General features: G+C 60.2%; 20 protein-coding genes. 13 read left to right on the top strand and 7 right to left on the bottom strand.

Going from position 1 to position 20,574, the window contains the following annotated elements; genetic code table 11:
- Entirely contained in the window at window positions 1-390 is a 390-nt protein-coding gene (locus ACR0D8_RS02435) for a VOC family protein (RefSeq protein ID WP_475159035.1), read from the bottom strand.
- Window positions 391-430: 40 nt separating this feature from the next.
- Here ACR0D8_RS02435 and ACR0D8_RS02430 point away from each other — a divergent pair, with 40 nt between their 5' ends.
- On the top strand, window positions 431-967 hold the full coding sequence (locus ACR0D8_RS02430; RefSeq protein ID WP_480644383.1) for a winged helix-turn-helix transcriptional regulator: 537 nt from the start codon (window positions 431-433) through the stop codon (window positions 965-967).
- Between the two features lie 30 nt (window positions 968-997).
- Here ACR0D8_RS02430 and ACR0D8_RS02425 read toward each other — a convergent pair whose 3' ends face one another.
- A complete protein-coding gene (locus ACR0D8_RS02425; protein WP_480644382.1) occupies window positions 998-1,252 on the bottom strand; it encodes a BolA family protein in 255 nt (84 codons plus the stop codon).
- Between the two features lie 107 nt (window positions 1,253-1,359).
- Here ACR0D8_RS02425 and ACR0D8_RS02420 point away from each other — a divergent pair, with 107 nt between their 5' ends.
- The 12 genes from ACR0D8_RS02420 (at window position 1,360) to ACR0D8_RS02365 (ending at window position 13,365) form a co-directional block, all read left to right on the top strand.
- A complete protein-coding gene (locus ACR0D8_RS02420) occupies window positions 1,360-1,986 on the top strand; it encodes a J domain-containing protein (protein ID WP_171120706.1) in 627 nt (208 codons plus the stop codon).
- Window positions 1,987-2,085: 99 nt separating this feature from the next.
- Complete coding sequence (locus tag ACR0D8_RS02415) at window positions 2,086-2,847, top strand: hypothetical protein (protein WP_480644380.1); 762 nt, start codon at window positions 2,086-2,088, stop codon at window positions 2,845-2,847.
- 224 nt (window positions 2,848-3,071) lie between these two features.
- Window positions 3,072-3,677: a methyltransferase family protein gene (locus ACR0D8_RS02410; RefSeq protein WP_480644378.1), complete on the top strand. Its 606-nt coding sequence runs from the start codon at window positions 3,072-3,074 to the stop codon at window positions 3,675-3,677.
- Window positions 3,678-3,826: 149 nt separating this feature from the next.
- Window positions 3,827-4,813: a cobaltochelatase subunit CobS gene (cobS, locus tag ACR0D8_RS02405; protein WP_480644377.1), complete on the top strand. Its 987-nt coding sequence runs from the start codon at window positions 3,827-3,829 to the stop codon at window positions 4,811-4,813.
- A gap of 42 nt (window positions 4,814-4,855) precedes the next feature.
- A complete protein-coding gene (locus ACR0D8_RS02400) occupies window positions 4,856-5,404 on the top strand; it encodes a hypothetical protein (RefSeq protein WP_480644375.1) in 549 nt (182 codons plus the stop codon).
- A 76-nt stretch (window positions 5,405-5,480) separates the two neighbouring features.
- The gene (locus ACR0D8_RS02395; RefSeq protein ID WP_480644373.1) at window positions 5,481-6,197 is read left to right on the top strand and encodes an aspartate/glutamate racemase family protein; all 717 of its coding nucleotides are present in this window, start codon (window positions 5,481-5,483) and stop codon (window positions 6,195-6,197) included.
- 359 nt (window positions 6,198-6,556) lie between these two features.
- Complete coding sequence (locus tag ACR0D8_RS02390) at window positions 6,557-6,805, top strand: hypothetical protein (protein ID WP_480644372.1); 249 nt, start codon at window positions 6,557-6,559, stop codon at window positions 6,803-6,805.
- A gap of 99 nt (window positions 6,806-6,904) precedes the next feature.
- Window positions 6,905-8,782 (top strand): cobaltochelatase subunit CobT, encoded by a 1,878-nt coding sequence (cobT, locus tag ACR0D8_RS02385; RefSeq protein WP_480644371.1) that lies wholly within the window; start codon window positions 6,905-6,907, stop codon window positions 8,780-8,782.
- Window positions 8,783-8,854: 72 nt separating this feature from the next.
- A complete protein-coding gene (locus ACR0D8_RS02380; protein ID WP_480644370.1) occupies window positions 8,855-10,645 on the top strand; it encodes an aminopeptidase P family protein in 1,791 nt (596 codons plus the stop codon).
- Between the two features lie 63 nt (window positions 10,646-10,708).
- Window positions 10,709-11,053, top strand: coding sequence for a DUF427 domain-containing protein (locus ACR0D8_RS02375; RefSeq protein ID WP_480644369.1), 345 nt, complete (start codon window positions 10,709-10,711; stop codon window positions 11,051-11,053).
- A gap of 12 nt (window positions 11,054-11,065) precedes the next feature.
- Window positions 11,066-11,872 carry an extensin-like domain-containing protein gene (locus tag ACR0D8_RS02370; protein ID WP_480644368.1) on the top strand — a complete coding sequence of 269 codons (807 nt, stop codon included), beginning with the start codon at window positions 11,066-11,068 and terminating at the stop codon, window positions 11,870-11,872.
- Window positions 11,873-11,997: 125 nt separating this feature from the next.
- Complete coding sequence (locus tag ACR0D8_RS02365) at window positions 11,998-13,365, top strand: DUF3179 domain-containing protein (protein WP_480644367.1); 1,368 nt, start codon at window positions 11,998-12,000, stop codon at window positions 13,363-13,365.
- On the opposite strand, the gene ACR0D8_RS02360 is transcribed toward ACR0D8_RS02365, so the two are convergent.
- The 5 genes from ACR0D8_RS02360 to ftsZ form a co-directional block, all read right to left on the bottom strand.
- Window positions 13,362-15,047 (bottom strand): chloride channel protein, encoded by a 1,686-nt coding sequence (locus tag ACR0D8_RS02360; protein WP_475158999.1) that lies wholly within the window; start codon window positions 15,045-15,047, stop codon window positions 13,362-13,364. The two genes, ACR0D8_RS02365 and ACR0D8_RS02360, sit on opposite strands and share 4 nt — an antisense overlap.
- 81 nt (window positions 15,048-15,128) lie before the next feature.
- Entirely contained in the window at window positions 15,129-16,778 is a 1,650-nt protein-coding gene (gene recN / locus ACR0D8_RS02355) for a DNA repair protein RecN (protein ID WP_480644365.1), read from the bottom strand.
- Window positions 16,779-16,813: 35 nt separating this feature from the next.
- Entirely contained in the window at window positions 16,814-17,656 is an 843-nt protein-coding gene (locus ACR0D8_RS02350; RefSeq protein WP_475158995.1) for an outer membrane protein assembly factor BamD, read from the bottom strand.
- A gap of 127 nt (window positions 17,657-17,783) precedes the next feature.
- A complete protein-coding gene (gene lpxC, locus ACR0D8_RS02345) occupies window positions 17,784-18,704 on the bottom strand; it encodes a UDP-3-O-acyl-N-acetylglucosamine deacetylase (RefSeq protein WP_480644363.1) in 921 nt (306 codons plus the stop codon).
- A 214-nt stretch (window positions 18,705-18,918) separates the two neighbouring features.
- Window positions 18,919-20,544, bottom strand: a complete 1,626-nt coding sequence (gene ftsZ / locus ACR0D8_RS02340; RefSeq protein WP_480644362.1) for a cell division protein FtsZ — start codon at window positions 20,542-20,544, stop codon at window positions 18,919-18,921.
- Window positions 20,545-20,574 lie beyond the last annotated feature (30 nt).

Below are 20,574 nucleotides of genomic sequence, written 5' to 3'. Positions count from 1 at the left end.
CTATTCTGCGGCGTCGGCGGCCTGGCTGAGGTCCTGGGCCAGCATCAGTGCGTTACCGTCCGGGTCATAAAACGTCGCGGTGCTGACCATACCCTCAATCGTTTCTGTTTCCCCGTCGAACCTGACACCCGAGGCTTCAAGGGCCTGACGCGCAATCCCAATATCCGACACCCCGAATACCGGGACGGTGTTGCCCGGAGCTGGTTCGGCCTGTTCGCCTAATCCCAACGTCACACCTTCGGTCCTGGTTTTTAGTTCGCTCCACCCGGCTTCGTCCATGTGGTAGATCAACTCGAAACCCAACATGGCTTGATACCATTCGGCGCTGGCATGCCTGTCTTTGACGGACATCGCCAGAGTTATAGTATTTTCCAATGAAGCTACCGGCATTGAACTTTCCTTCTGACATAAAATAAAGTAACTATACTTTATGGACATAAAAATTCTTGTCAAGCTCACGTCCCGCGCCTGGTCCCTGAACATTCTGGCGTTGATGCATGCGGGCACCCCGGGACGGCAGGCCCCCTTGCTGGCGGCGACAAGCGCCCGCAGGACGGCCTTTGCCCAAAGCCTGGATCACCTGATTCAGCTTGGTTTTCTGGAACGGAATCCCGGTCATGGACATCCGCTGCGCCCCGAGTTCCGCCTGACCGAAACTGGATTGTCGGCGGCCGAAACTGCCAGTCGAATTGTAAATGCTGTGCCAGATGACAAGGATTTCGCATTGCTCCGACGCAATTGGACGGCCCCGATTTTGGCGTTGACCGACAAACCACAACGCTTTTCGACCCTAAAATCCGGTCTGATCACGATCTCGGATCGGGCATTGTCGAACTCGCTTCACCGGCTGGAAGTACAGCAATGGATACAGCGGGACATTGATACGATGCACAGACTGCCCTTTCCCACCTATCGTGCGATCAACCAGGGGATCGCGGTCAATCGCGCAATTTCACTGGCGGCATGACCGTGACTTGAAACAGGTCAGCGCAGACCGTCACGAGTCGATATCCAGCGCAAGCGCATGGATGCGCGGCACTATATCGCCCAGCGCCTTGTGTACCGCCCTGTGGCGGGCAACACGGGACTTGCCCTCGAACGCGCGGGCTCGTATGCGAACGTTGAAGTGACTTTCGCCACCTTCCTGATAACCCGCGTGACCGCGATGGCTTTCGCTGTCATCCACGACGTCAAGCTCATGCGGGTCAAAGGCGGCCTGCAGGCGGGTTCGGATTTCGTCGGTCACGGTCAATTTTACGCTCAACGGCAAAATTTTTGCCGCCCCCCTCTTCTACTTTCGGCTGCTTAGATTAAACTGCTGCCTCCGAGTCGAAAAGATGCGTTCGTAAGGATCACAGCATGACGAAGTCAGACCCATTCGGATTCGATATGTCCGTTTCCAGCGCCAAGAAAAAGAACCCGCGCGGACGTCGGGGGATGTCGGGCGCGTCCGAGACGTCAGTGCGAATCTGCGACCATGAGGGCTGCGAAGAGGCTGGCAAGTTCCGGGCCCCCAAGGCGCCGGATGTATTGGACGACTTCTTCTGGTTCTGTCAGCAGCATGTGCGCGAATATAACCAGAAATGGAACTTTTTCGACGGCACGACCGAGGCCGAACTGAATGCGCAACGGTCCAAGGACAAAGTGTGGGAACGGGAAACCAAGCCAATGGGCGACCCCGAAGCCCGCGCCTGGGCTCGTCTGGGCATCGAGGACCCGCATCAGGTTCTGGGCGCAAACGCCACCAAGAACCCGGGCCGCACGTCGGGCGGCGGCGGCCGCCGCCTGCCCCCGACCGAGCGTCGCGCGATCGAAATTCTGGAAGCCAATGACAGCTGGACCAAGGCCGAGGTCCGCAAGGCCTACAAGAAACTGATCAAAGTGCTGCACCCGGACATGAACGGCGGCGACCGGTCCCAGGAAGAACAACTGCAGGAGGTCGTCTGGGCCTGGGATCAAATCAAGGACAGCCGGAATTTCAAGTAAGGTGGGGCGGTGAAATGGTCGCCCTTCTGACTTCCGTATTCGGTACAGGCACGTCGCCTAAAGCGCCGTGTGCCCCTCTGCCCTTCCGAACTTAAGCCTATGGCGCGCAAACGACAAAAACCGCTGAAAGCGAAGATACAGCCGGATCATCCGTTTTCTGACATCATCGCCGAGGCGTACAAGGTTTTTGCATACCCAAAGCCGCAGAGTATCGAGGTCTGCAAAGGCTGCTGCATGGATGCAGAAATCGAGGCCGATTTCTTCACCCCGCCGATAGACGAACTTCCTTTGCACTATATTCAGGACTGGTTTTTCGCCGCTTATGACCCAAAGGGAATTGCCAAGGCGACATGGGGCTACTTGCTGCCCCGAGTTCTGGAAATACTGGCCGTTGACCAAGACGTTTCCAATGTCGGATCTGAAGTTAGCCTGAACCGCTTTGCGACCGGCAATCCTGACAATTGGTCAGCCGAGGAATGGCAGGTGCTGAACAAATTTCAGCGCGCATATCTTACGCGCGAGATCGAGAGGAACGGCGGGTGTCTGGACGACACGCTGTGCATGTTTGCACTGGCAGGCTGGTCTCTGGACTCCCTTCTGGAACAGGTATCTGCTGCGTCTGACGATGTCCTGGTGAATCGGTTCTGGCATGACTGGTGCAACGGGCGCGTGCCGGGACGGGAATCCATCTGGATCACCGCGTTCTGGGAAAGCCCGGGAAACACGCGCGTTTATGAGTTCTACACATCCAAGCGGCTCTATGATCGGTGCGTGAACCTGGCTTTCGCGGAGGATGCCGGGACAGAGCTTGCACAAAGGGCCTTTGCCGTCGCGCATGTGATTGAGAACGCGCAAAAATAGACCCGTATACAATCTGGTTCAATCGCAGGGTCACCGGGACCGCACCGGATTAAACATTCGCGCCTTCGCCGGGCGCAAATGGCATAGGGCCCAAAACCAAAACGCATCACACCATTCCACGGGGAATCGTCCTCAACCTGTTACAAATACCCGTTACGGCCTGTCACATGGGCCGCGCACCGGGCCCATATCCGACCTGTGAAATGTCCAAAACGGAACGCGATATGGAACACCTCGTCTACCCCCTGCACACGATTGCCCTATTGGTAGCCGTAAGCTCAGCCATCCTGCTGAGCGCTTTTCTGGCGCTGAACCTGCGCCTGCCCCGGCTGGGCCTGTGGCCCAGTGCCAGCGGGTGGCGGCACCACTCCGCCTTTGGTCTGTTTCGTCTGTTTTGCGGTGCAACCGTCGTTTTTGCGCTCAGCGAGGTTTGGGTGAACGGCCTGGGCCATTGGGTCCGCTATGTGGTCGGCGTGCCGATCATGGTGTTGTCCTTCGGCATAACGCTTTGGGGTTATCGTTTTCTGGGGCTCGACAACACCTATTGCGAAAGCGATGGGCTGGTGACGGGTGGCATGTATGCTTATTCGCGCAACCCGCAATACGTGACTTCGGTTCTGGCCACGGTCGGGCTGGGTATTGCCAGCGGGTCCTGGCTGACGCTGGGTCTGGCCGCCTCATTGTTCGTAATCTATTTCCTGTTCGTTCTGAACGAGGAGCGCTGGCTGCTGAAGGGCTATGGCCGCGCGTTTCAGGATTATATGCGCCAGACCCCTCGTTTTGTGGACGAGCGCAGCCTGATACGGGTGCGCGACGCCATTCTGGATTAACCGGCCCGCCGCGCCGATAAGGCCAGTTTCAAGGAAACACCCCCTCAGCCTTTGACGGGCGCGGCTTTCCCTTGCCCTTGCCTGCAATATGTTGCACCACACACGGGTTCAGACCCGGCAATACGGGCCAAAGGATAAGGACAAGGCGAATGGCTGACGGATCGATCGACATCAACGCAAAACCAACCGAAGACATCTCGGTCCGTGAAGTGTTCGGTATTGACAGCGACATGGCCGTCAAAGGCTTTGCCGAGCGCAGCGACCGTGTGCCGATGATCGATCCGACCTACAAGTTCGACCCCGAGACAACTCTGGCGATTCTGGCCGGCTTCACCCATAACCGCCGGGTGATGATTCAGGGCTATCACGGCACTGGCAAATCCACCCATATCGAGCAGGTTGCCGCCCGCCTGAACTGGCCCGCCGTGCGTGTCAATCTGGACAGCCATATCAGCCGGATCGACCTGATCGGCAAGGACGCGATCAAGCTGCGCGACGGCAAGCAGGTGACCGAATTCCACGAAGGCATCCTGCCCTGGGCGCTGCGCAATCCTGTCGCCATCGTGTTCGACGAATATGACGCCGGCCGCGCGGACGTGATGTTCGTGATCCAGCGCGTGCTGGAACATGACGGCAAGCTAACGCTGCTGGACCAGAACGAAATCATCACCCCGAACCCCAACTTCCGCCTGTTCGCCACCGCGAACACCGTGGGTCTGGGTGATACGACCGGCCTCTACCACGGCACGCAGCAGATCAACCAGGCGCAGATGGACCGGTGGTCGCTGGTCTCGACGCTGAACTATCTCAGCCACGACGCTGAAACGATGATCGTGCTGTCCAAAGCCCCGCATTACAACACCGAGAAGGGCCGCAAGACTGTCAGCCAGATGGTGACGGTCGCCGACCTGACCCGGACCGCCTTCATGAACGGTGATCTGTCCACGGTGATGAGCCCGCGGACCGTCATTAATTGGGCCCAGAACGCCGAGATTTTCCGCGATATCGGCTATGCTTTCCGCCTGTCCTTCCTGAACAAATGCGACGAGTTGGAGCGCCAGACCGTCGCCGAATTCTATCAGCGTTGCTTTGACGAGGAATTGCCGGAAAGCGCAGCGAGCGCGAGCCTGGGGTGAGCGAATAGATCATAGGAGGATGCTATGGCCGGAGATGTAATTTTGGCCGAGTGGATCGCCGCAGCTGTCGCAGCCATTGCGGCAGTTGCGAGCATAGCATTCTCCGTAAAATCTGCACAAAACGCCCGGCAGGCTATCGAAACTGACAAGGTAGCCAACGAGATTTCGGACAGCGCCCTTCGGCTGCAGAAAGAGGCGGCTCATGGCACTGTGATCAGCGAGGTTCGGGATTGGGCCAAGGATTGTGTCTTTGCGATCTCCGAGGCCTCTCACCTAGCCTCTCTCGACCCCGAACGCCTTCCGGAAGGCGAGTTTTTTCAGCGCCGTTTGAACTGCCTACAGCGTGTGTCGGCACTGATTGACATCGGGCGCTGGTATTATCCCAATATTCTCAAGGGTGAATACGGCGACTGGAAGGAAAAAAGCTTTACAGGGTTTCGGCAGAAATCTCTGGATCAGCTCGTCTACACCTATCTTGCGCTCTTGGAATACGATTACGTCACGCAATCCGATAACCGGGACGTCGGAAGAAAGATCGTTACATATCAAAGGACTTTCGTCTCGGAAGTTTCGCAAAAACTTGAAATCTGAGCTCATCTCATATTGACAATAGAGGACCGGGAAAGGGCTCCGCTTCTCGATTTTTTCTGGAACACAGGGTCTGATCATGCACATTGGCTTAATCGGTGGTATCGGGGTTGCGGCGACAGTGGTTTATTACCAACGGCTGACCGCAGCGATGGCCGCGCGTGGCCAGCCTTTGGAACTGACCATCGTGCATGCCGATGTGCAGGAACTGATCCGCAACAATCTGGCCGACGAGCGGGACGCACAGGCGCGTGTCTATGCCGGTCTGATTGACCGGCTCAAAGCAGCGGGCGCGGACTTCGCGGCCATTACCTCATTGGGCGGGCATTTCTGTTTTGGCGAGACGGTGGCCCTGTCGTCCTTGCCTCTGGTATCTGCCGTGAAACCGCTGGACACCTATTTTGCGGCGCAAGGTTTCAGGTCAGTTGGCTTGCTGGGAACGCGGGTCGTGATGCGGACCGGACTTTACGGTCAATTGCGGCAGACACGCGCGATTGCGTTGGAAGAGGAAATCGAGTCTCTGGGGCAGACTTATCAGGACATGGCGGTCGCCGGGTACTGCACCGACGCACAACGCCAGCTTTTTCTGGAAGCCGGGCTGCGGATGGTCGACCAGTTCGGGGCGGATGCCGTGGTTCTGGCCGGGACAGACCTTAACCTGGCGTTTGACGGGCAGTCGACGGGTTACACGGTCGTGGATGCGCTGGATGTGCACGTTGAATTGCTGGCCCGGCTGGCCTGCGGTGAAACTTCACTGATCGACGCAGGAGCGGAGCCCAGCGCCTCCGCGCCATGAAGCGCGTGGTATCAAGCCGCATCCCCTACTTCTGACCGCCTTGTTTGAACGCTTTTGAGTTCGGATCCACTGTATCTGGTGGAATGATCCGGATATTGCGCAGCTTGCCAACCGTGTGGCGCCATGTGGTGGCAAAGTCACAGAAGCATACCTTAATGTATATACTTGCTTTATACATTGCACATCTATGTTATAGTATTTGCATGTCACTATTGCGTTTGTATTTATTAGTTTCGGTTTTCACCATACTCCTCGCATCTTCCGCGCCTGCTTTGCCTGTTGCCTCATCAGACCGGGCCGAGCTTTTTGCAATTTGCTCTGGGCGGCTCGAAGCTCTGGCCGCGCGGCAAAGGGCGCGGATGGATGAAAAGGCCGGGTCGGTCGCGGATCTTCAGCAGGAGTTCGATGTGATGCTTGAGGCGGTCCTGCCCTGGGCCCTGGCTGAAGGCGTCGAGGAACATCAACCCGGGCGCTGGCGCGTGCGGGGCTGGGTCGAAGTCGCCTATCTGCTGGCCGATATGGACTATAGCTTTGACGCGCGGATCGCCGCTGGGGCAGAACGTCAGCTGGCCCACCGGATTGCCGAATGCCGCGCGGTGCTGCTGTAGGCTCAGCGCTGGTTTGATGCGAAAACGGGGTTGGCCCTATGGCCAAGGCCCCGGAATGGCTCTAGGTTGCCGGGACAGAACAAAACCGGACCTGCCCTGATGAGCAAACCCAACGACAACCCCGCCGATCCGTTCAAGAAGGCGCTGGCCGAAGCCACCAAGGTGATGGCCGATGATCCTGAGCTGAACGTCTCGTACACGGTCGATCCATCGGGTCTGACGGGCGAGTCGATGCGGCTGCCGCAGGTCAGCCGTAGGATGACTCGCGAAGAGGTTTTGCTGGCACGGGGCACGGCGGATGCGCTGGCATTGCAGCGCCGGTATCACGACGACGCGACCCATGCGCGATACGCACCGCCGGGCGATATGGCGCGCGATCTGTATGAGGCGATGGAAGTTGCCCGCTGCGAGGCGATGGGCGCGCGCGACATGCCCGGTACAGCGTCGAATATCGACGTCAAGATCGGGCACGAAGCCCTGCGGCGCGGGTATGACCAGTGCAAACAGCCTGCCGATGCGCCGCTGTCCGTCGCGGCCGGCTACCTGATCCGGCATCTGGCCACCGGGCGCGACCTGCCGCCGGCTGCGGAAAACATCATGAACCTGTGGCGTGGTTTTATCGAGGAACAGACCGGAGGGACGCTGGAAAATCTCGACGAAATCCTCTCGGATCAAACAGAATTCGCCAAGTTCGCCCGTCAGATGATCAAGGATCTGGGCTATGGCGACCAGTTGGGCGATGATCCCGATGAGCTGGATGACGAACAGGAAGATCAGGCCGAGGACGACGCAGAGGAGCAGCCCGATCCGGACAGCACCGGCCAGGACGATCAGGATGATCAGGACGCCGACGCCACGCCGGAACAGACGCAGGAAGAGCAGCAGGACCAGTCGCAGGCACAGGTCTCGATGGACGAGATGGCCGAAGATGAGCTGGGCGATGAGGCCGAGATGCCCGAGGGCGAGGCCCCGTTGGAGCCACCTGCCCCGCCACCAGCCTCTGAGGCCGATCCGGATTACAAGGTCTATCTGAACACGTATGACGAAGAGATTGCCGCCGAAGATCTGGCGGAACCGGCCGAGTTGGAGCGGCTGCGCGCTTATCTGGATCAGCAACTCGAACCGCTGAAAGGTGCCGTGTCACGACTGGCCAACAAATTGCAGCGCCGCTTGCAGGCTCAGCAGAACCGGTCGTGGGAATTTGACCGCGAGGAAGGCATTCTGGATGCCGGGCGCCTGGCACGCGTGGTGGCCAACCCGACCACTCCGCTCAGCTTCAAGGTCGAAAAAGACACTGAGTTCCGGGATACCGTGGTGACGCTGCTGCTGGACAATTCGGGGTCCATGCGCGGCCGTCCGATCTCGATCGCGGCGATCTGTGCCGACGTGCTGGCGCGGACGCTGGAACGCTGCAACGTGAAGGTCGAGATTCTGGGCTTTACCACGCGCGCGTGGAAGGGTGGTCAGGCACGCGAAGCATGGCTGAACGATGGCCGCCCGCAGCAACCCGGCCGCCTGAACGACCTGCGCCACATCATCTACAAGGGCGCCGATGCACCGTGGCGGCGCGCACGGCCCAATCTGGGCCTGATGATGAAAGAGGGTCTGCTGAAAGAGAACATTGACGGCGAGGCGCTGGAATGGGCGCACCGTCGGATGCAGGCCCGGCGCGAGCAGCGCAAGATCCTGATGGTCATCTCGGACGGCGCGCCGGTCGACGACTCAACTTTGAGCGTTAACCCTGCCAATTATCTGGAAAAACACCTGCGCGACGTGATCGCCATGGTGGAAAAGCGGAACATGGTGGAACTGCTGGCTATCGGTATCGGCCATGATGTGACGCGCTATTACGACCGCGCAGTGACGATCACGGATGTCGAACAATTGGCGGGCGCGATGACCGAACAGCTTGCGGCGCTGTTCGACAGTGATCCCCGGGCACGGGCCCGGATCATGGGGATGAAAAAAGCCAGTTAGATATGGTTGCACCTCCGACAGAAGGGGGTTTCGGAACGGACACGGGGACAGCCCGTCTGAAAGAGGTTTGAGATGTTTCAGTCATTTGAGGTGACTGCGCGCCCGGAACAAGGGCCGCCACGACTGGCTGCGCTGCGCAACGAGATTTCGCAAGAGGGGCTGGACGGGTTCCTTGTACCCCGCTCGGATGCCCATCAGGGCGAATATGTGGCCCCCCGGGACGAGCGTCTGGCATGGCTGACGGGATTCACAGGATCAGCCGGGTTCTGCGCCGTATTGGCAGATGTGGCCGGCGTTTTCGTTGACGGGCGCTATCGCACGCAGGTCAAGGCGCAGGTGGCCGCCGAGTTTACGCCGGTTGCCTGGCCCGAAGTCAGCCTGAGCGCATGGCTGAAGGACCAACTGCCCTCGGGTGGCAAGATTGGTTTTGACCCCTGGCTGCACCCCGCCGGTCAGATATCCGGCACCCTCAAAGAACTGAAGGGCAGCGGGATCGAATTGATCCGCTGTGATAATCTGGTGGACCGGGTATGGCACGATCAGCCGGACCCGCCGATGAACCCGGTCAAAGCGCATCCAATTGAATTTTCCGGGGAAACGGCAAAAAGCAAGATCGAACGTCTGTCCCGTGCGTTGCAGGAAGCGGGATGTGCCGCGGCTGTGATAACCCTGCCGGATTCGATCATGTGGCTGCTGAACATCCGCGGCTCGGATATCGGCTATAACCCAGTGGCGCATGGTTTTGCCATCCTGCGGGCCGACGGTCGGGTTGACCTGTACATGGCGGCGCAAAAACTCGACAGGCTGGACAGCCATCTTGGGGCTAATGTCTCGATCCACGAACCGGGCGAGTTCCCCGATGCTGTCGCCGCGCTGGATGGTCGGGTTCAGGTCGATCTGGGAACATTGCCGCAGGCTGTAGCTGACATATTGCAGGATCGGATGGTCGACGGGGGCGATCCCTGCGCCCTGCCCAAGGCCTGCAAAAACCCGGCCGAGATCGCAGGCAGCGCCGAGGCGCATCTGCGCGATGCCGTTGCGGTCATCGAAACGCTGTGCTGGCTCGATGCCCTGGCCCCCGGCACCGTGACCGAGACGCAGGTGGTCACCCGATTGGAGGACAACCGGCGCAAGGACAACGCGTTGCAGGATATCTCGTTCGACACGATCGCCGGCACCGGGCCAAACGGCGCGATCATGCATTACAGGGTGACGGAAGAAACCGACAGCCGGTTGGAAAACGGGCATATCCTGGTGCTGGACAGCGGCGGGCAATATCTGGACGGAACCACAGACATTACCCGCACCATTGCCATTGGCGAAGTCGGTGATGAGGAAAAAGCCTGTTTCACCCGTGTCCTGAAGGGCATGATCAACTTGTCCAAGCTGCGCTGGCCGGTCGGGCTGGCGGGGCGCGACATCGAATGCATCGCACGAGCGCCACTATGGGCGGCGGGACAGGACTTCAATCACGGCGTCGGGCATGGCGTCGGGGCCTATCTGAGCGTTCACGAAGGGCCGCAGCGCCTGTCGAAGGTCAGCCATGTGCCACTGAAGCCCGGCATGATCCTGTCCAACGAACCGGGATATTACCGCGAAGGCGCGTTTGGCATCCGTATCGAAAATCTTGTCGTGGTGCAGGAAGCCCCGGCCTTGCCGGGCGGTGACGCGGAACGCGCCATGCTGAACTGGCGGACGCTGACCTTTGTTCCAATCGACCGGCGGTTGATCCTGGTCGACATGCTGACGGCCGAAGAACGCGGGTGGCTGAATGATTACCACCGAGACGTTGCGGAAAAAATACGGCCAAGACTGGGCGATCAGGCGCAACTGTGGTTGGATGCCGCAACCGCGCCGGTGTGACACCGGACTGTTACATAGATTAGGCATGGGGTAGGCCCCGAGACGATGAGGGAAGGCGTAGAAATGACCAATCAGATCACGATCCGTAAAGCACCGGGCAAGTGGAGCGTCCGTTCAGGCGGCGCCATTCTGGGCGAGACCACAAACGCGCTGGAGCTGCTGGAGGGCGATAAAGCGCCAGTGATCTATTTCCCGCGCAACGATGTGGCAATGGCGTTTCTGGATAAGACCGACAAGGTCACCCACTGTCCCGGCAAAGGGGATGCCACGCATTTCTCAATCGTCAACAAATCCTCGGTCACCGAAAACGCGGTCTGGAGCTATGAGGACCCGATCCCTGCCGTGGCCGACATTCGCGACCATCTGGCGTTTTACCCACAGGATTCGGTCAAAGTGGAGCAGATTTAGCGAGCGCGGCTGTTGCGCGCTGAGGCAACAGCGCTGGCGGCACGATCCCAAGCTGCCATCCGGGCACTGGCTGCCTGCCTGATATTTTGCGCCGGATCCGCCGAGGCCGAACCGGATTGCAGCGAAACGCCGTTCCCGACAACCTCGGAGTTTGTCGAGTTTGATGAGGTTGAAGGTGAGGCCTCGCTGCCCGTCGAGCCAAGTGCGCGAGACCCGGCGGTGACAACCTCCAAACGCCCACAAATGCGGCCCTGCAAATTTCGCGAGATCGCCTTGGGGCGGGAACAGATGCGTGAACGCGGCGCGGTCTGTAACGACTGGACCATTCTTGGTGAAACGCTTGATACATTCGCGGGCAAGTACCGGGGCTGCGGTATCGTGAAGCCGGTTCGAGTATATCGGGTTGCCGACGTCGCGCTCAGCCAGCTGGCTCTGATGGATTGCTGGACCGCGATTACCTTCAAAACATGGATCGAGAACACTGCAATACCGGCCTTTGCCGATCACGGCGGCGGGCTGAAAGGCATGCGCCTGTCCGGCCATTATTCCTGCCGGACGCAGAACAACAGGCTTGGCGCGCGCCTGTCGGAACATGCAAGGGGGCGCGCGATTGATATTTCGGCCTTCGTTCTGAACGACGGAACGGTGATTTCCGTTCTGGATGGGTGGAAGGCCGATGAAACGAACGAAGTGCTGCGCGAGCTGCACCGCGGCGCCTGCGGGTTGTTCAGTACAGTGCTGGGCCCCGAGGCGAACCGGTTTCACGCCGATCATTTCCATTTCGATCTGGCGCAGCGCAGCGGACCCTATTGCCGCTGAAGGCAGACAGAGAGACGCCGCTTCAGAAACCAGGCCCATTCGGGTTAAGCCACGCTCACGCGGCTGTTGAATGCATGTGATCGTCGAACGGTGCACAATAGGCAGGTTCACCACCGGAGGATGCCATGTCGATCACACGTCGCAGCTTCGCAGGCTTGCTGGGGGCCGGAGCGGTTGCGCCCGGGGCGCTTTGGGCCCAACAGGACCCGGTTCTTGAGGCCGTGCGAACCACCCTATACGGCAGCACGTCCGAATTTGAACAGGGCATGGCTTATCTGGTTCAGCGCGGAAACCCGGACGTTGTCCCGGCCTTGCTGACCGGTATGCGATATGCCCAACGGCGCAGTCGCAAGATCGCGCAGGTGATGGACACCCTGACCGGCGAAAACATCGGTTCCGACTGGTTCGACTGGATGTTGTGGCAGGAAGGAAACCCGCAGCTTGTTCCGCACCCGTCGCTGATTGCGTTCAAACGCGAGGTTCTGCTGGGCATAGACCCGAATTTCAGCGTCTTTCTGCGCCCCGAATACCTGCAACGCAACAGAATGCAGATCCGGCTGGAAGAAATATCCTGGGGCGGCGTGTACAAGGACGGCATCCCCTCGCTGGACAACCCGACTTTGACCGACGCGTCACGTGCAGATTACCTCAAGCCGGACGACCTGGTGTTCGGTGTTTCGATTAACGGGGATGAGCGCGCCTACCCGCTTCGGATCATGGGCTGGCACGAGATGTTCAATGAAGTGATCGGCGGTGTTCCCGTGGCGCTGGCCTATTGTACGCTCTGCGGGTCGGGTATCCTGTTCGAAACAAAGGTCGCGGGGCGTAGCAAGCCGCTGGTCTTTGGTTCATCCGGTTTCCTTTACCGTTCGAACAAGCTGATGTTCGACCGCGAGACGAATTCCCTGTGGAACCAATACACCGGCAAGCCGGTTGTCGGCCCTCTGGTCGACAGCGGTATCGAGCTGAAACAGCGCCCGGTCGTCATCACGACTTGGGAAAGCTGGAAGACCTCGCATCCCGACACGAAGGTTCTGTCGCTCAACACCGGACACCGGAGGAATTACGGTTCAGGCGTTGTCTATCGCGAGTATTTCGCCTCGCCCAACCTGATGTTCCCAGCGCTGGTGGATCAGTCGCAGCATCGGCAGAAGGATTACGTCTTTGCCATCCGCCAGTTTGGCGCCGCGCGGGCGTGGCCTCTGGACGCGTTCGACAGAACCCGCGTGATCAACGACGCTATTGCCAGTCGTCCGCTTGTTCTGATCGGCAACCCCGACAAGCGCGCGGTGCGGGCCTATGAGCGGAAATCGAACCGTTTCACGGCCTCACAGGGCGGTTTGGTGGATGAGGCCGGGCGGAAATGGACCCTGACCGAAGCGGCGCTGATCGGACCGGACGGCGCGCAATTGCCAAGGGTCGCCGGCCATATTTCTTACTGGTTCGCGTGGGACAACTACCTCGGCGATACGGCGACCGTGTATAGCAATTAGGAATGTTCCTCGGCCGCGGTCGCCGCCAGCGCGCGGTTATAAGCCTTGAGCGCGTCGATATGATAAAGCGCACCAACCGGGTTTTCGCACCCGTCCTCGTCAATCACCACAACCGGAATGCAGGGGATGTCATCACGGTCGAAATAGGGCATCGCGGCCTCCAGCGTTGCGCTGGCCTGAACGCACAGACCCTTTTCGATCAGGGCCATTGCCTCGTCTCGGGAAATCGAACGGGCGTCCCCGATGGGCCGCATCACCGCCCCGGCCCGCAACATCGCCAGCAAATATGCCTGCGGTCCCGCGGCCAAGTGCACGTTGCGGCGCTCCAACTGTGTCAGGAAGAAGGACCGATCCACCAGGCGCGAAGCCAGCGCCGTTGACATCGAGACCGAGACCATCACCGCCAGCCCGATCTGCCAGTCACCAGTCAGTTCAAAGACGATCATCGTGGTTGAGATCGGCGCGCCCAGAACTGCGGCAGCTACGGCCCCCATTCCGGCAAACGCATAAAGCGTGTGCGTACCGGACACGTCCGGCAGCAGCCCGGTTGCAATCAGACCAAAGGCCAGACCGGTCAGTGCACCGATCATCAGCGAGGGCGAGAAGACGCCGCCGCCCATCCGCCCCCCCATAGTGATGGCTAGCGCGACGGTTTTAATGACCGCAAACAGGATCGCCGATGTCAGCAACAGGTCACCGGCCAGAGCGCGGATCGTGGTCTCATACCCGACACCGATAATATGCGGGAACCAGATCGCCAGCAGGCCCAGCATCGCCCCGGACACCGCCGGACGCAGCCAGCGCGGCAGGGACAGTCGGCTCTGGATATGGTTGCCGATATCCTCTGCGAAAAAGATCGAACGCATCAACAGCAAGGAAACCAAGCCGCAGATCAGTCCCAACAACAGAAACGCGGGAAGCTCGACATAGAATTGCAGTGAACCGGGCGTTTCCAGAACAAACTCGGTCACGTCGCCATATTCCAACCGGTTGATCACCGTGCCCGCGACCGATGCGATAACGATGGGGGCAAAGGCATGCACGGCGAAATGGCGCAGCACAACCTCAAGCGCGAACAGAGCGCCGGCGATGGGCGAATTGAAACTGGCCGAAACCGCAGCGGCCACAGCGCAGCCCAGCAGGTCCCGCCCGGTGATACCGTCCGCATGGATACGGTTGCTGACCCAGGTGGAAATAACGCCGGCCATATGCACGACAGGTCCCTCGCGCCCCGTAGACCCGCCGGTGCTGAGCGTGATCAACGAGGCAAGAAACGATGCGATGCCGGCCTTGGTTTCCACCCTGCCATCGGTCACCGCCGCGCCTTCGATCACATCCGCAACCGAACGCACCCGGCCGTCATCGGTGAACCTGTGCAGGATGATACCCACGACCAGACCGCCGATGATCGGCGTGATCAGGATTACGAACCAGGGCAGTTTTTCCGCGTGGCTGTGCAGCAGAAGAATATCCTCGGTATCGTAGACATAAGCCTGCAGCGCCCGGATCGCCTTGCGGAACCCTAGTGCCATGAACCCCGCCGCGATTCCGATGGCCAGCGCGATAAACCAGAACTGGATCTGGCTGGGACCACGACGCAGCATCACCCGCCAGGCGTCCTTGATCGCGGCCAGAGCCTGATTGAGCTGGTTGCGCAGAACGGTGCGGGTTGATTGGGTCATTGGACCTCGGGGATAATTACATATCCTTTAGTAAGCCACGGGGCGCACAGTTAAAAGACGGATCGCGCGGCTGTGAGGACGTCATGCCTCAAGCAGGGCGCGGGCGGCGGCGCGGGCTTCGTCCGTGATGGTGTCACCAGCCACCATGCGGGCAATTTCGTCGACGCGATCAGGATCGGCCAATGGAACAACAGTCGACAGGGTTTGCCCGTTGGTGACCTGTTTCTGCACCCGCCAGTGATGCGCCGCGCGGGCGGCAACCTGCGGCGAATGTGTCACCACCAGCACCTGCCCACCCTGCGCCAGTGACGCCAGACGGCGGCCAACCGCATCGGCGGTCGCGCCGCCGACACCCCGGTCGATTTCGTCGAAGATCATCGTGCGGGCGCTGTCATCACCTGTCAGGCAGACCTTGAGCGCCAGCAAGAACCGGCTGAGTTCCCCGCCCGAGGCGATCTTGTTCAGCGGTCCGGACGGCGCGCCGGGGTTGGTTGCAACCGTAAAGGCCACGGCGTCGGTCCCTTCGGGACCGGGATCCGCTGGCGTGATTTCGGTCTGGAACACGGCGCGTTCCATTTTCAACGGGGCCAGCTCCGTCATGACGGCAGCATCCAGCTGCCCGGCCGCCTGCTGGCGCGCAGTGCTGAGAGCGGCGGCTGCGGCGTCATAGTCGCCCTGCGCGGCCTCAACCGCGGCGCTGCGTTCGGCCAGATCGGCATCGCCCGCATCCAGCCGGTTCAGACGGTCGCGCAGCGTATCGGCAAACGCGCCCAGATCATCCGGGGCGACATCGTGTTTGCGAGCCAGCGCACGGATTGCAAACAGGCGTTCTTCGGCAACTTCCAGTTCGGCCGGGTTGAAATCAAGCGCCTGCAGACAAGAATTGACGCCATCCTGCGCCTCGCCCAGTTCGATCAGGGCGCGCCCCAGCGCGGCGATTGGTTCTTCAAGCTGTCCGCCTGCAGTCTCCGACACCCCCTCAAGCCAGCGTACGGCATCGGACATCGCCCCTTCGGCCCCCTCGCCGCCCAGCAGATCATAAGCACGGGCAACATCGTCGCGGATGCGCTCGGCGCCCTGCATCATGCGGCGGCGGGCATCAAGCTCGGCATCCTCGCCCGGCTGAGGGTCCAACTTGTCCAGTTCGGCGACGGCGTGGCGCAGAAACTCTTCTTCGGCGCGCATGGCGGAAAGTGTCGCCTCGGTCTCGGCCAATGCCTTCCGTGCGCGCGACATCTCGGCCCATGCCGCGCGGACGGCCGCGATGTGGTCGCCTGCCCCGGCATAATCATCCAACATCGCCCGGTGTCCACGCGGGTTCAGCAAACCGCGATCGTCGTGCTGGCCGTGCAGTTCGATCAGGGTCTCGGACAGCGCCCGCAAGACCTCGCCGGAACAGCGGCGGTCATTGACCCAGGCGGTTTTGCGACCCTCGGCTGTGTTGACGCGGCGCAGGATCAGTTCCTCGCCACCGGGCAAGCCGGCTTCGGCCAGAATGGCGTGGGCAGGATGGGCGTCATGCAGTTCGAATTCCGCCACAACCTCACCCTGCGCAGCGCCCTGACGCACCAGTTCCGCGCGACCCCGCCAACCCAGCACAAACCCCAGTGAATCCAGAAGGATCGACTTGCCCGCTCCGGTTTCACCGGTCAACGCGTTCAGGCCCGGCTGAAACGTCAGTTCCAGCCGGTCAATGATCAGCATGTCGCGGATATCTAGGGCGCGCAGCATCGGGTCTTAGCGTCCCACGCCTTTAACCATGGCGATTACAACCACTCACCTTTGATTGTCTGGCGATAGATCTGGCTCAGCCAGTTGTTGCCACGGCTCTTGAGGTCAAGACCGCGTGACGTCAGCAACTTGTAGCCTGCGTCGTACCATTCAGACGACTGATAGTTATAGCCCAGAATGGCACCCGCCGATTGCGCCTCGTCCACCAGACCCAGCGACAGATATGCCTCGATCAGACGATAGAGCGCTTCTGCCGTGTGGGTGGTGGTCTGAAAATCCTCGACCACGACACGGAACCGGTTGATGGCCGCCGTATAGTGATCCTGACGCAGGTAATAGCGCCCGATCTCCATCTCTTTGCCGGCCAGATGGTCAAAGGCCAAATCAAATTTCAGCACCGCTGAGGTGGCGTATTCGCTGTCCGGGTACACCTCAATCACGGTGCGCAGGGATTGCAGCGCCTGAAAGGTCAGACCCTGATCACGCCCGACCTCATCGATCTGATCGTAATAACTGAGGGCCAGAAGGTATTGCGCATACGCAGCGTCTTCATCCGTAGGGTAGAAGTCGATATAGCGCTGCGCCGCGGCGCGGCTTTCCTCGTAATTCTCGTCTGCGTGGAACGAAAACGCCTGCATGATCAGCGCCCGTTTGGCCCAGTCCGAGTACGGGTACAGGCGCTCTACTTCCGAGAAGTACCACGCCGCGTCATCCGAGCGATTTTGCGAAAGCTCGTACTCACCGCGCGTGAAAATCTGTTCTGGAGTGAACCCCTCAAGGTTCTGATCGCGGTCTGCGCCACTGTCGCCGCATGCCGTCAAAACTGCTGCCAGAAGAATCGCCCCTGCGAATCTGACTGCCGCTTTGGTGCCAACCATTCCGCATATCCTTGTCGTATTGCTTATTGGGGCAAGCCCCGGATTGGGGCTTGGTTTAGCACATATAATTCCGGGGCAAAACGCCTTAGTAGGCCCTTTGGCGGAATTGTCGACAGAGTTGATCTATTCAGGCAACTTCGGGGATTTCGTCCCACACCAGCCCCTGTCCCGGCAGGCGCGCGGCCTGTTCGGGTGTGCACAGGACCGGACGAACCGCACCGGGCGTTTCGAACAGTTTGCGCAGCAGCGTGTTGGTCATGGCATGGCCGGATTTGTCACCGGTGAAATGTCCCAGAATCGGGCCACCCGCCAGGTAGAGATCCCCCAGCGCGTCCAGCATCTTGTGGCGCACGGCCTCGTCCTCGTGGCGGAAACCGCCCGGTGTCAGCACTTCATCGCCCTGCACAACAACGGCGTTTTCCAGCGTACCACCAAGGGCCAGACCGTTTTCGCGCATCGCCTCAACATCGGTGCGGCGGCAGAAGGTGCGGCAATCGCTCAGTTCGCGCGCGAACGAGCCATTGCGCATATCTAGCGTTTTGGCCTGGCTGCCGATGGCGCCATCTTCAAAATCGATATGGAAATCGATAACCAGCCTGTCCGCGGGCGCGATCGAGGCACTGGCCCCCTCGCGTGTTGCCGTGACAGGCTTGAGAACCTCGAATGCCAGAACCGGGCTGGCCTGACGGCGCACGCCCTTGGTCATGATCCCGCGCACGAACTCAATCGACGAGCCATCCATGATCGGAACTTCGGGGCCGTCGATTTCAATCAGCGCGTTGTGCACACCGCAGCCTGCCAGCGCGGCCATGATATGTTCGACAGTCGATACCGAGACGCCTGCCTCGTTCACCAGACGAGTGCAGAGCGGGGTCCGCTCGACCACGTCATAGATCGCAGGGATCAACGCATTGCCCAGCTCGATATCCGTCCGTTTGAACCAGATGCCGTGGCCGGCGGCGGCCGGCTTCAGGACCATCGTCGCAGGCTTGCCGCTGTGCAGCCCGACGCCTGTAAACGTGATCGGAGATTTGAGCGTATGTTGCAAGGTGAACCTCGGTGAGTGGTGTCCGGACTTTGGTGTGCCGTGTTGGACACTCAGTTAAGGAAGCAAGCGTCAAGGCTCAACTCACTCTTTGTAACTGAATGAAACATGAATGTAACAGATCGGCAAAAGCCTGCTTACAGACAGTCAAGAGGCTGTATTTTAAAAGAAAAGGGCCGCCAAACGGCGACCCTTTTTGGTGATTTTGTTACCGCGATCAGTTGGCTTGACGGCGCAGAAAGGCCGGAATTTCGATCCGGTCCTGCTCGGGATCGGCCTCATCATGCGCAGGTGCCGTGGCGTCAGATTGGCGCATCACGGGCTGCTGACGGACTGGTTGTGCGGGTGTATCCGCGGCGTGCCCGGTCATCCGGTCGATCAGGCGGTTAAAGCCAAACCGGGGCCGATCCTGTGCATCTGCCTGTGGCTCGGCGGCCGGTTGCGGTGTCTGAGGGCGAACCATTGACGGGCTCCGCTCGGACGCAGGCACGTTCTGTACTGCGGCCTGCAAACGCTGCAGCGCTTCGGGTGATGGCGTGCCTGCGGCGACCTGCGGCTGGGGCGCGACATAGTTCTCCGGGGCGGGCTCCACCGGCTCGGGTGTCGGTTCAAACTCCGCAACGCGCGGCTGGTAGGCCGGCGGCGGCAGACCGTCATCATCCTGTTCGACCTGCGGCTGGAACTGCGGCTGCGCCGGCTCTTCGGCCGTTTCAAACAGCGACGGTTCCCGATTCACCTCTGTCGGCTGCATTGCAGCTTCGACAGGCTCGGGCGCAGCGGCGGGGGTCTCATCCTGCTGCGGTTCCTCTGCCGTAACGGTACGGGTCAGTGGTGCCGACATCGAGCGACGCGCAACCGGCACATCGTCGTGCTTTTCGCTGGCGTCGATACCTGTCGCCACGACCGAAACGCGCATGCCGCCTTCCATCGCGGTATCCAGGGTCGAACCGACGATGATGTTGGCCTCGGGGTCCACTTCCTCGCGGATGCGGTTGGCGGCTTCGTCCAGCTCGAACAGCGTCAGGTCGTGCGATCCGGTGATGTTGATCAGCACGCCTTTGGCGCCCTTCAGGCTGATTTCGTCCAGCAGCGGGTTGGCAATCGCCTTCTCAGCCGCCTGAACCGCGCGATCTTCGCCGGTCGCCTCACCAGTACCCATCATCGCCTTGCCCATCTCGTCCATCACGGCGCGAACATCGGCAAAGTCGAGGTTGATCAGGCCCGGGCGCACCATCAGGTCGGTCACGCCTTTAACACCTTGATACAGAACGTCGTCCGCCATCGAGAACGCCTCGGTGAAGGTGGTCTTTTCGTTAGCCAGACGGAACAGGTTCTGGTTCGGGATGATGATCAGCGTGTCGACGACCTTTTGCAGTGCGTCCACGCCGTCCTCGGCCTGACGCATCCGCTTGGCGCCTTCGAATTGGAAGGGTTTGGTGACAACGCCGACGGTCAGCACGCCCAGTTCACGGGCAGCCTGCGCGATGATCGGCGCCGCCCCCGTTCCTGTGCCGCCACCCATACCAGCAGTGATAAAACACATATGTGCGCCAGCCAGATGATCGACGATCTGTTCGATGCTTTCTTCGGCTGCGGCGGCACCCACGGTCGGGCGCGCCCCTGCGCCAAGACCCTCGGTGACCTTGATGCCCAGTTGCACCCGCGCGGACGACTGGCTTTGTTGCAGCGCCTGTGCGTCGGTGTTGGCGACCACGAAATCGACGCCGTCCAGTTGTTTCTCAATCATGTTGTTGACTGCGTTGCCGCCTGCACCGCCAACGCCAAAAACTGTAATCCGAGGCTTCAGTTCGTCGTGCCCGGGCATCGAAAGATTCAATGTCATGCTCTGTCCGCCTGTTTTATTGACCCGCCA

Source organism: Ruegeria sp. BG10, from assembly GCF_056538575.1.
This window is presented reverse-complemented; position numbering and strand designations above follow the sequence as displayed.

Bases quoted from the DNA above. Each gene is read 5' to 3' on its own strand.
- ACR0D8_RS02430 (WP_480644383.1), top strand. From the start codon at position 431: ATGGACATAAAAATTCTTGTCAAGCTCACGTCCCGCGCCTGGTCCCTG.
- ACR0D8_RS02415 (WP_480644380.1), top strand. From the start codon at position 2,086: ATGGCGCGCAAACGACAAAAACCGCTGAAAGCGAAGATACAGCCGGAT.
- cobS (WP_480644377.1), top strand. From the start codon at position 3,827: ATGGCTGACGGATCGATCGACATCAACGCAAAACCAACCGAAGACATC.
- ACR0D8_RS02350 (WP_475158995.1), bottom strand. From the start codon at position 17,656: ATGGTTGGCACCAAAGCGGCAGTCAGATTCGCAGGGGCGATTCTTCTG.
- ACR0D8_RS02375 (WP_480644369.1), top strand. From the start codon at position 10,709: ATGACCAATCAGATCACGATCCGTAAAGCACCGGGCAAGTGGAGCGTC.
- ftsZ (WP_480644362.1), bottom strand. From the start codon at position 20,544: ATGACATTGAATCTTTCGATGCCCGGGCACGACGAACTGAAGCCTCGG.
- ACR0D8_RS02410 (WP_480644378.1), top strand. From the start codon at position 3,072: ATGGAACACCTCGTCTACCCCCTGCACACGATTGCCCTATTGGTAGCC.
- ACR0D8_RS02395 (WP_480644373.1), top strand. From the start codon at position 5,481: ATGCACATTGGCTTAATCGGTGGTATCGGGGTTGCGGCGACAGTGGTT.
- ACR0D8_RS02390 (WP_480644372.1), top strand. From the start codon at position 6,557: ATGGATGAAAAGGCCGGGTCGGTCGCGGATCTTCAGCAGGAGTTCGAT.
- ACR0D8_RS02380 (WP_480644370.1), top strand. From the start codon at position 8,855: ATGTTTCAGTCATTTGAGGTGACTGCGCGCCCGGAACAAGGGCCGCCA.
- ACR0D8_RS02435 (WP_475159035.1), bottom strand. From the start codon at position 390: ATGCCGGTAGCTTCATTGGAAAATACTATAACTCTGGCGATGTCCGTC.
- cobT (WP_480644371.1), top strand. From the start codon at position 6,905: ATGAGCAAACCCAACGACAACCCCGCCGATCCGTTCAAGAAGGCGCTG.
- ACR0D8_RS02360 (WP_475158999.1), bottom strand. From the start codon at position 15,047: ATGACCCAATCAACCCGCACCGTTCTGCGCAACCAGCTCAATCAGGCT.
- ACR0D8_RS02420 (WP_171120706.1), top strand. From the start codon at position 1,360: ATGACGAAGTCAGACCCATTCGGATTCGATATGTCCGTTTCCAGCGCC.
- recN (WP_480644365.1), bottom strand. From the start codon at position 16,778: ATGCTGCGCGCCCTAGATATCCGCGACATGCTGATCATTGACCGGCTG.
- ACR0D8_RS02365 (WP_480644367.1), top strand. From the start codon at position 11,998: ATGTCGATCACACGTCGCAGCTTCGCAGGCTTGCTGGGGGCCGGAGCG.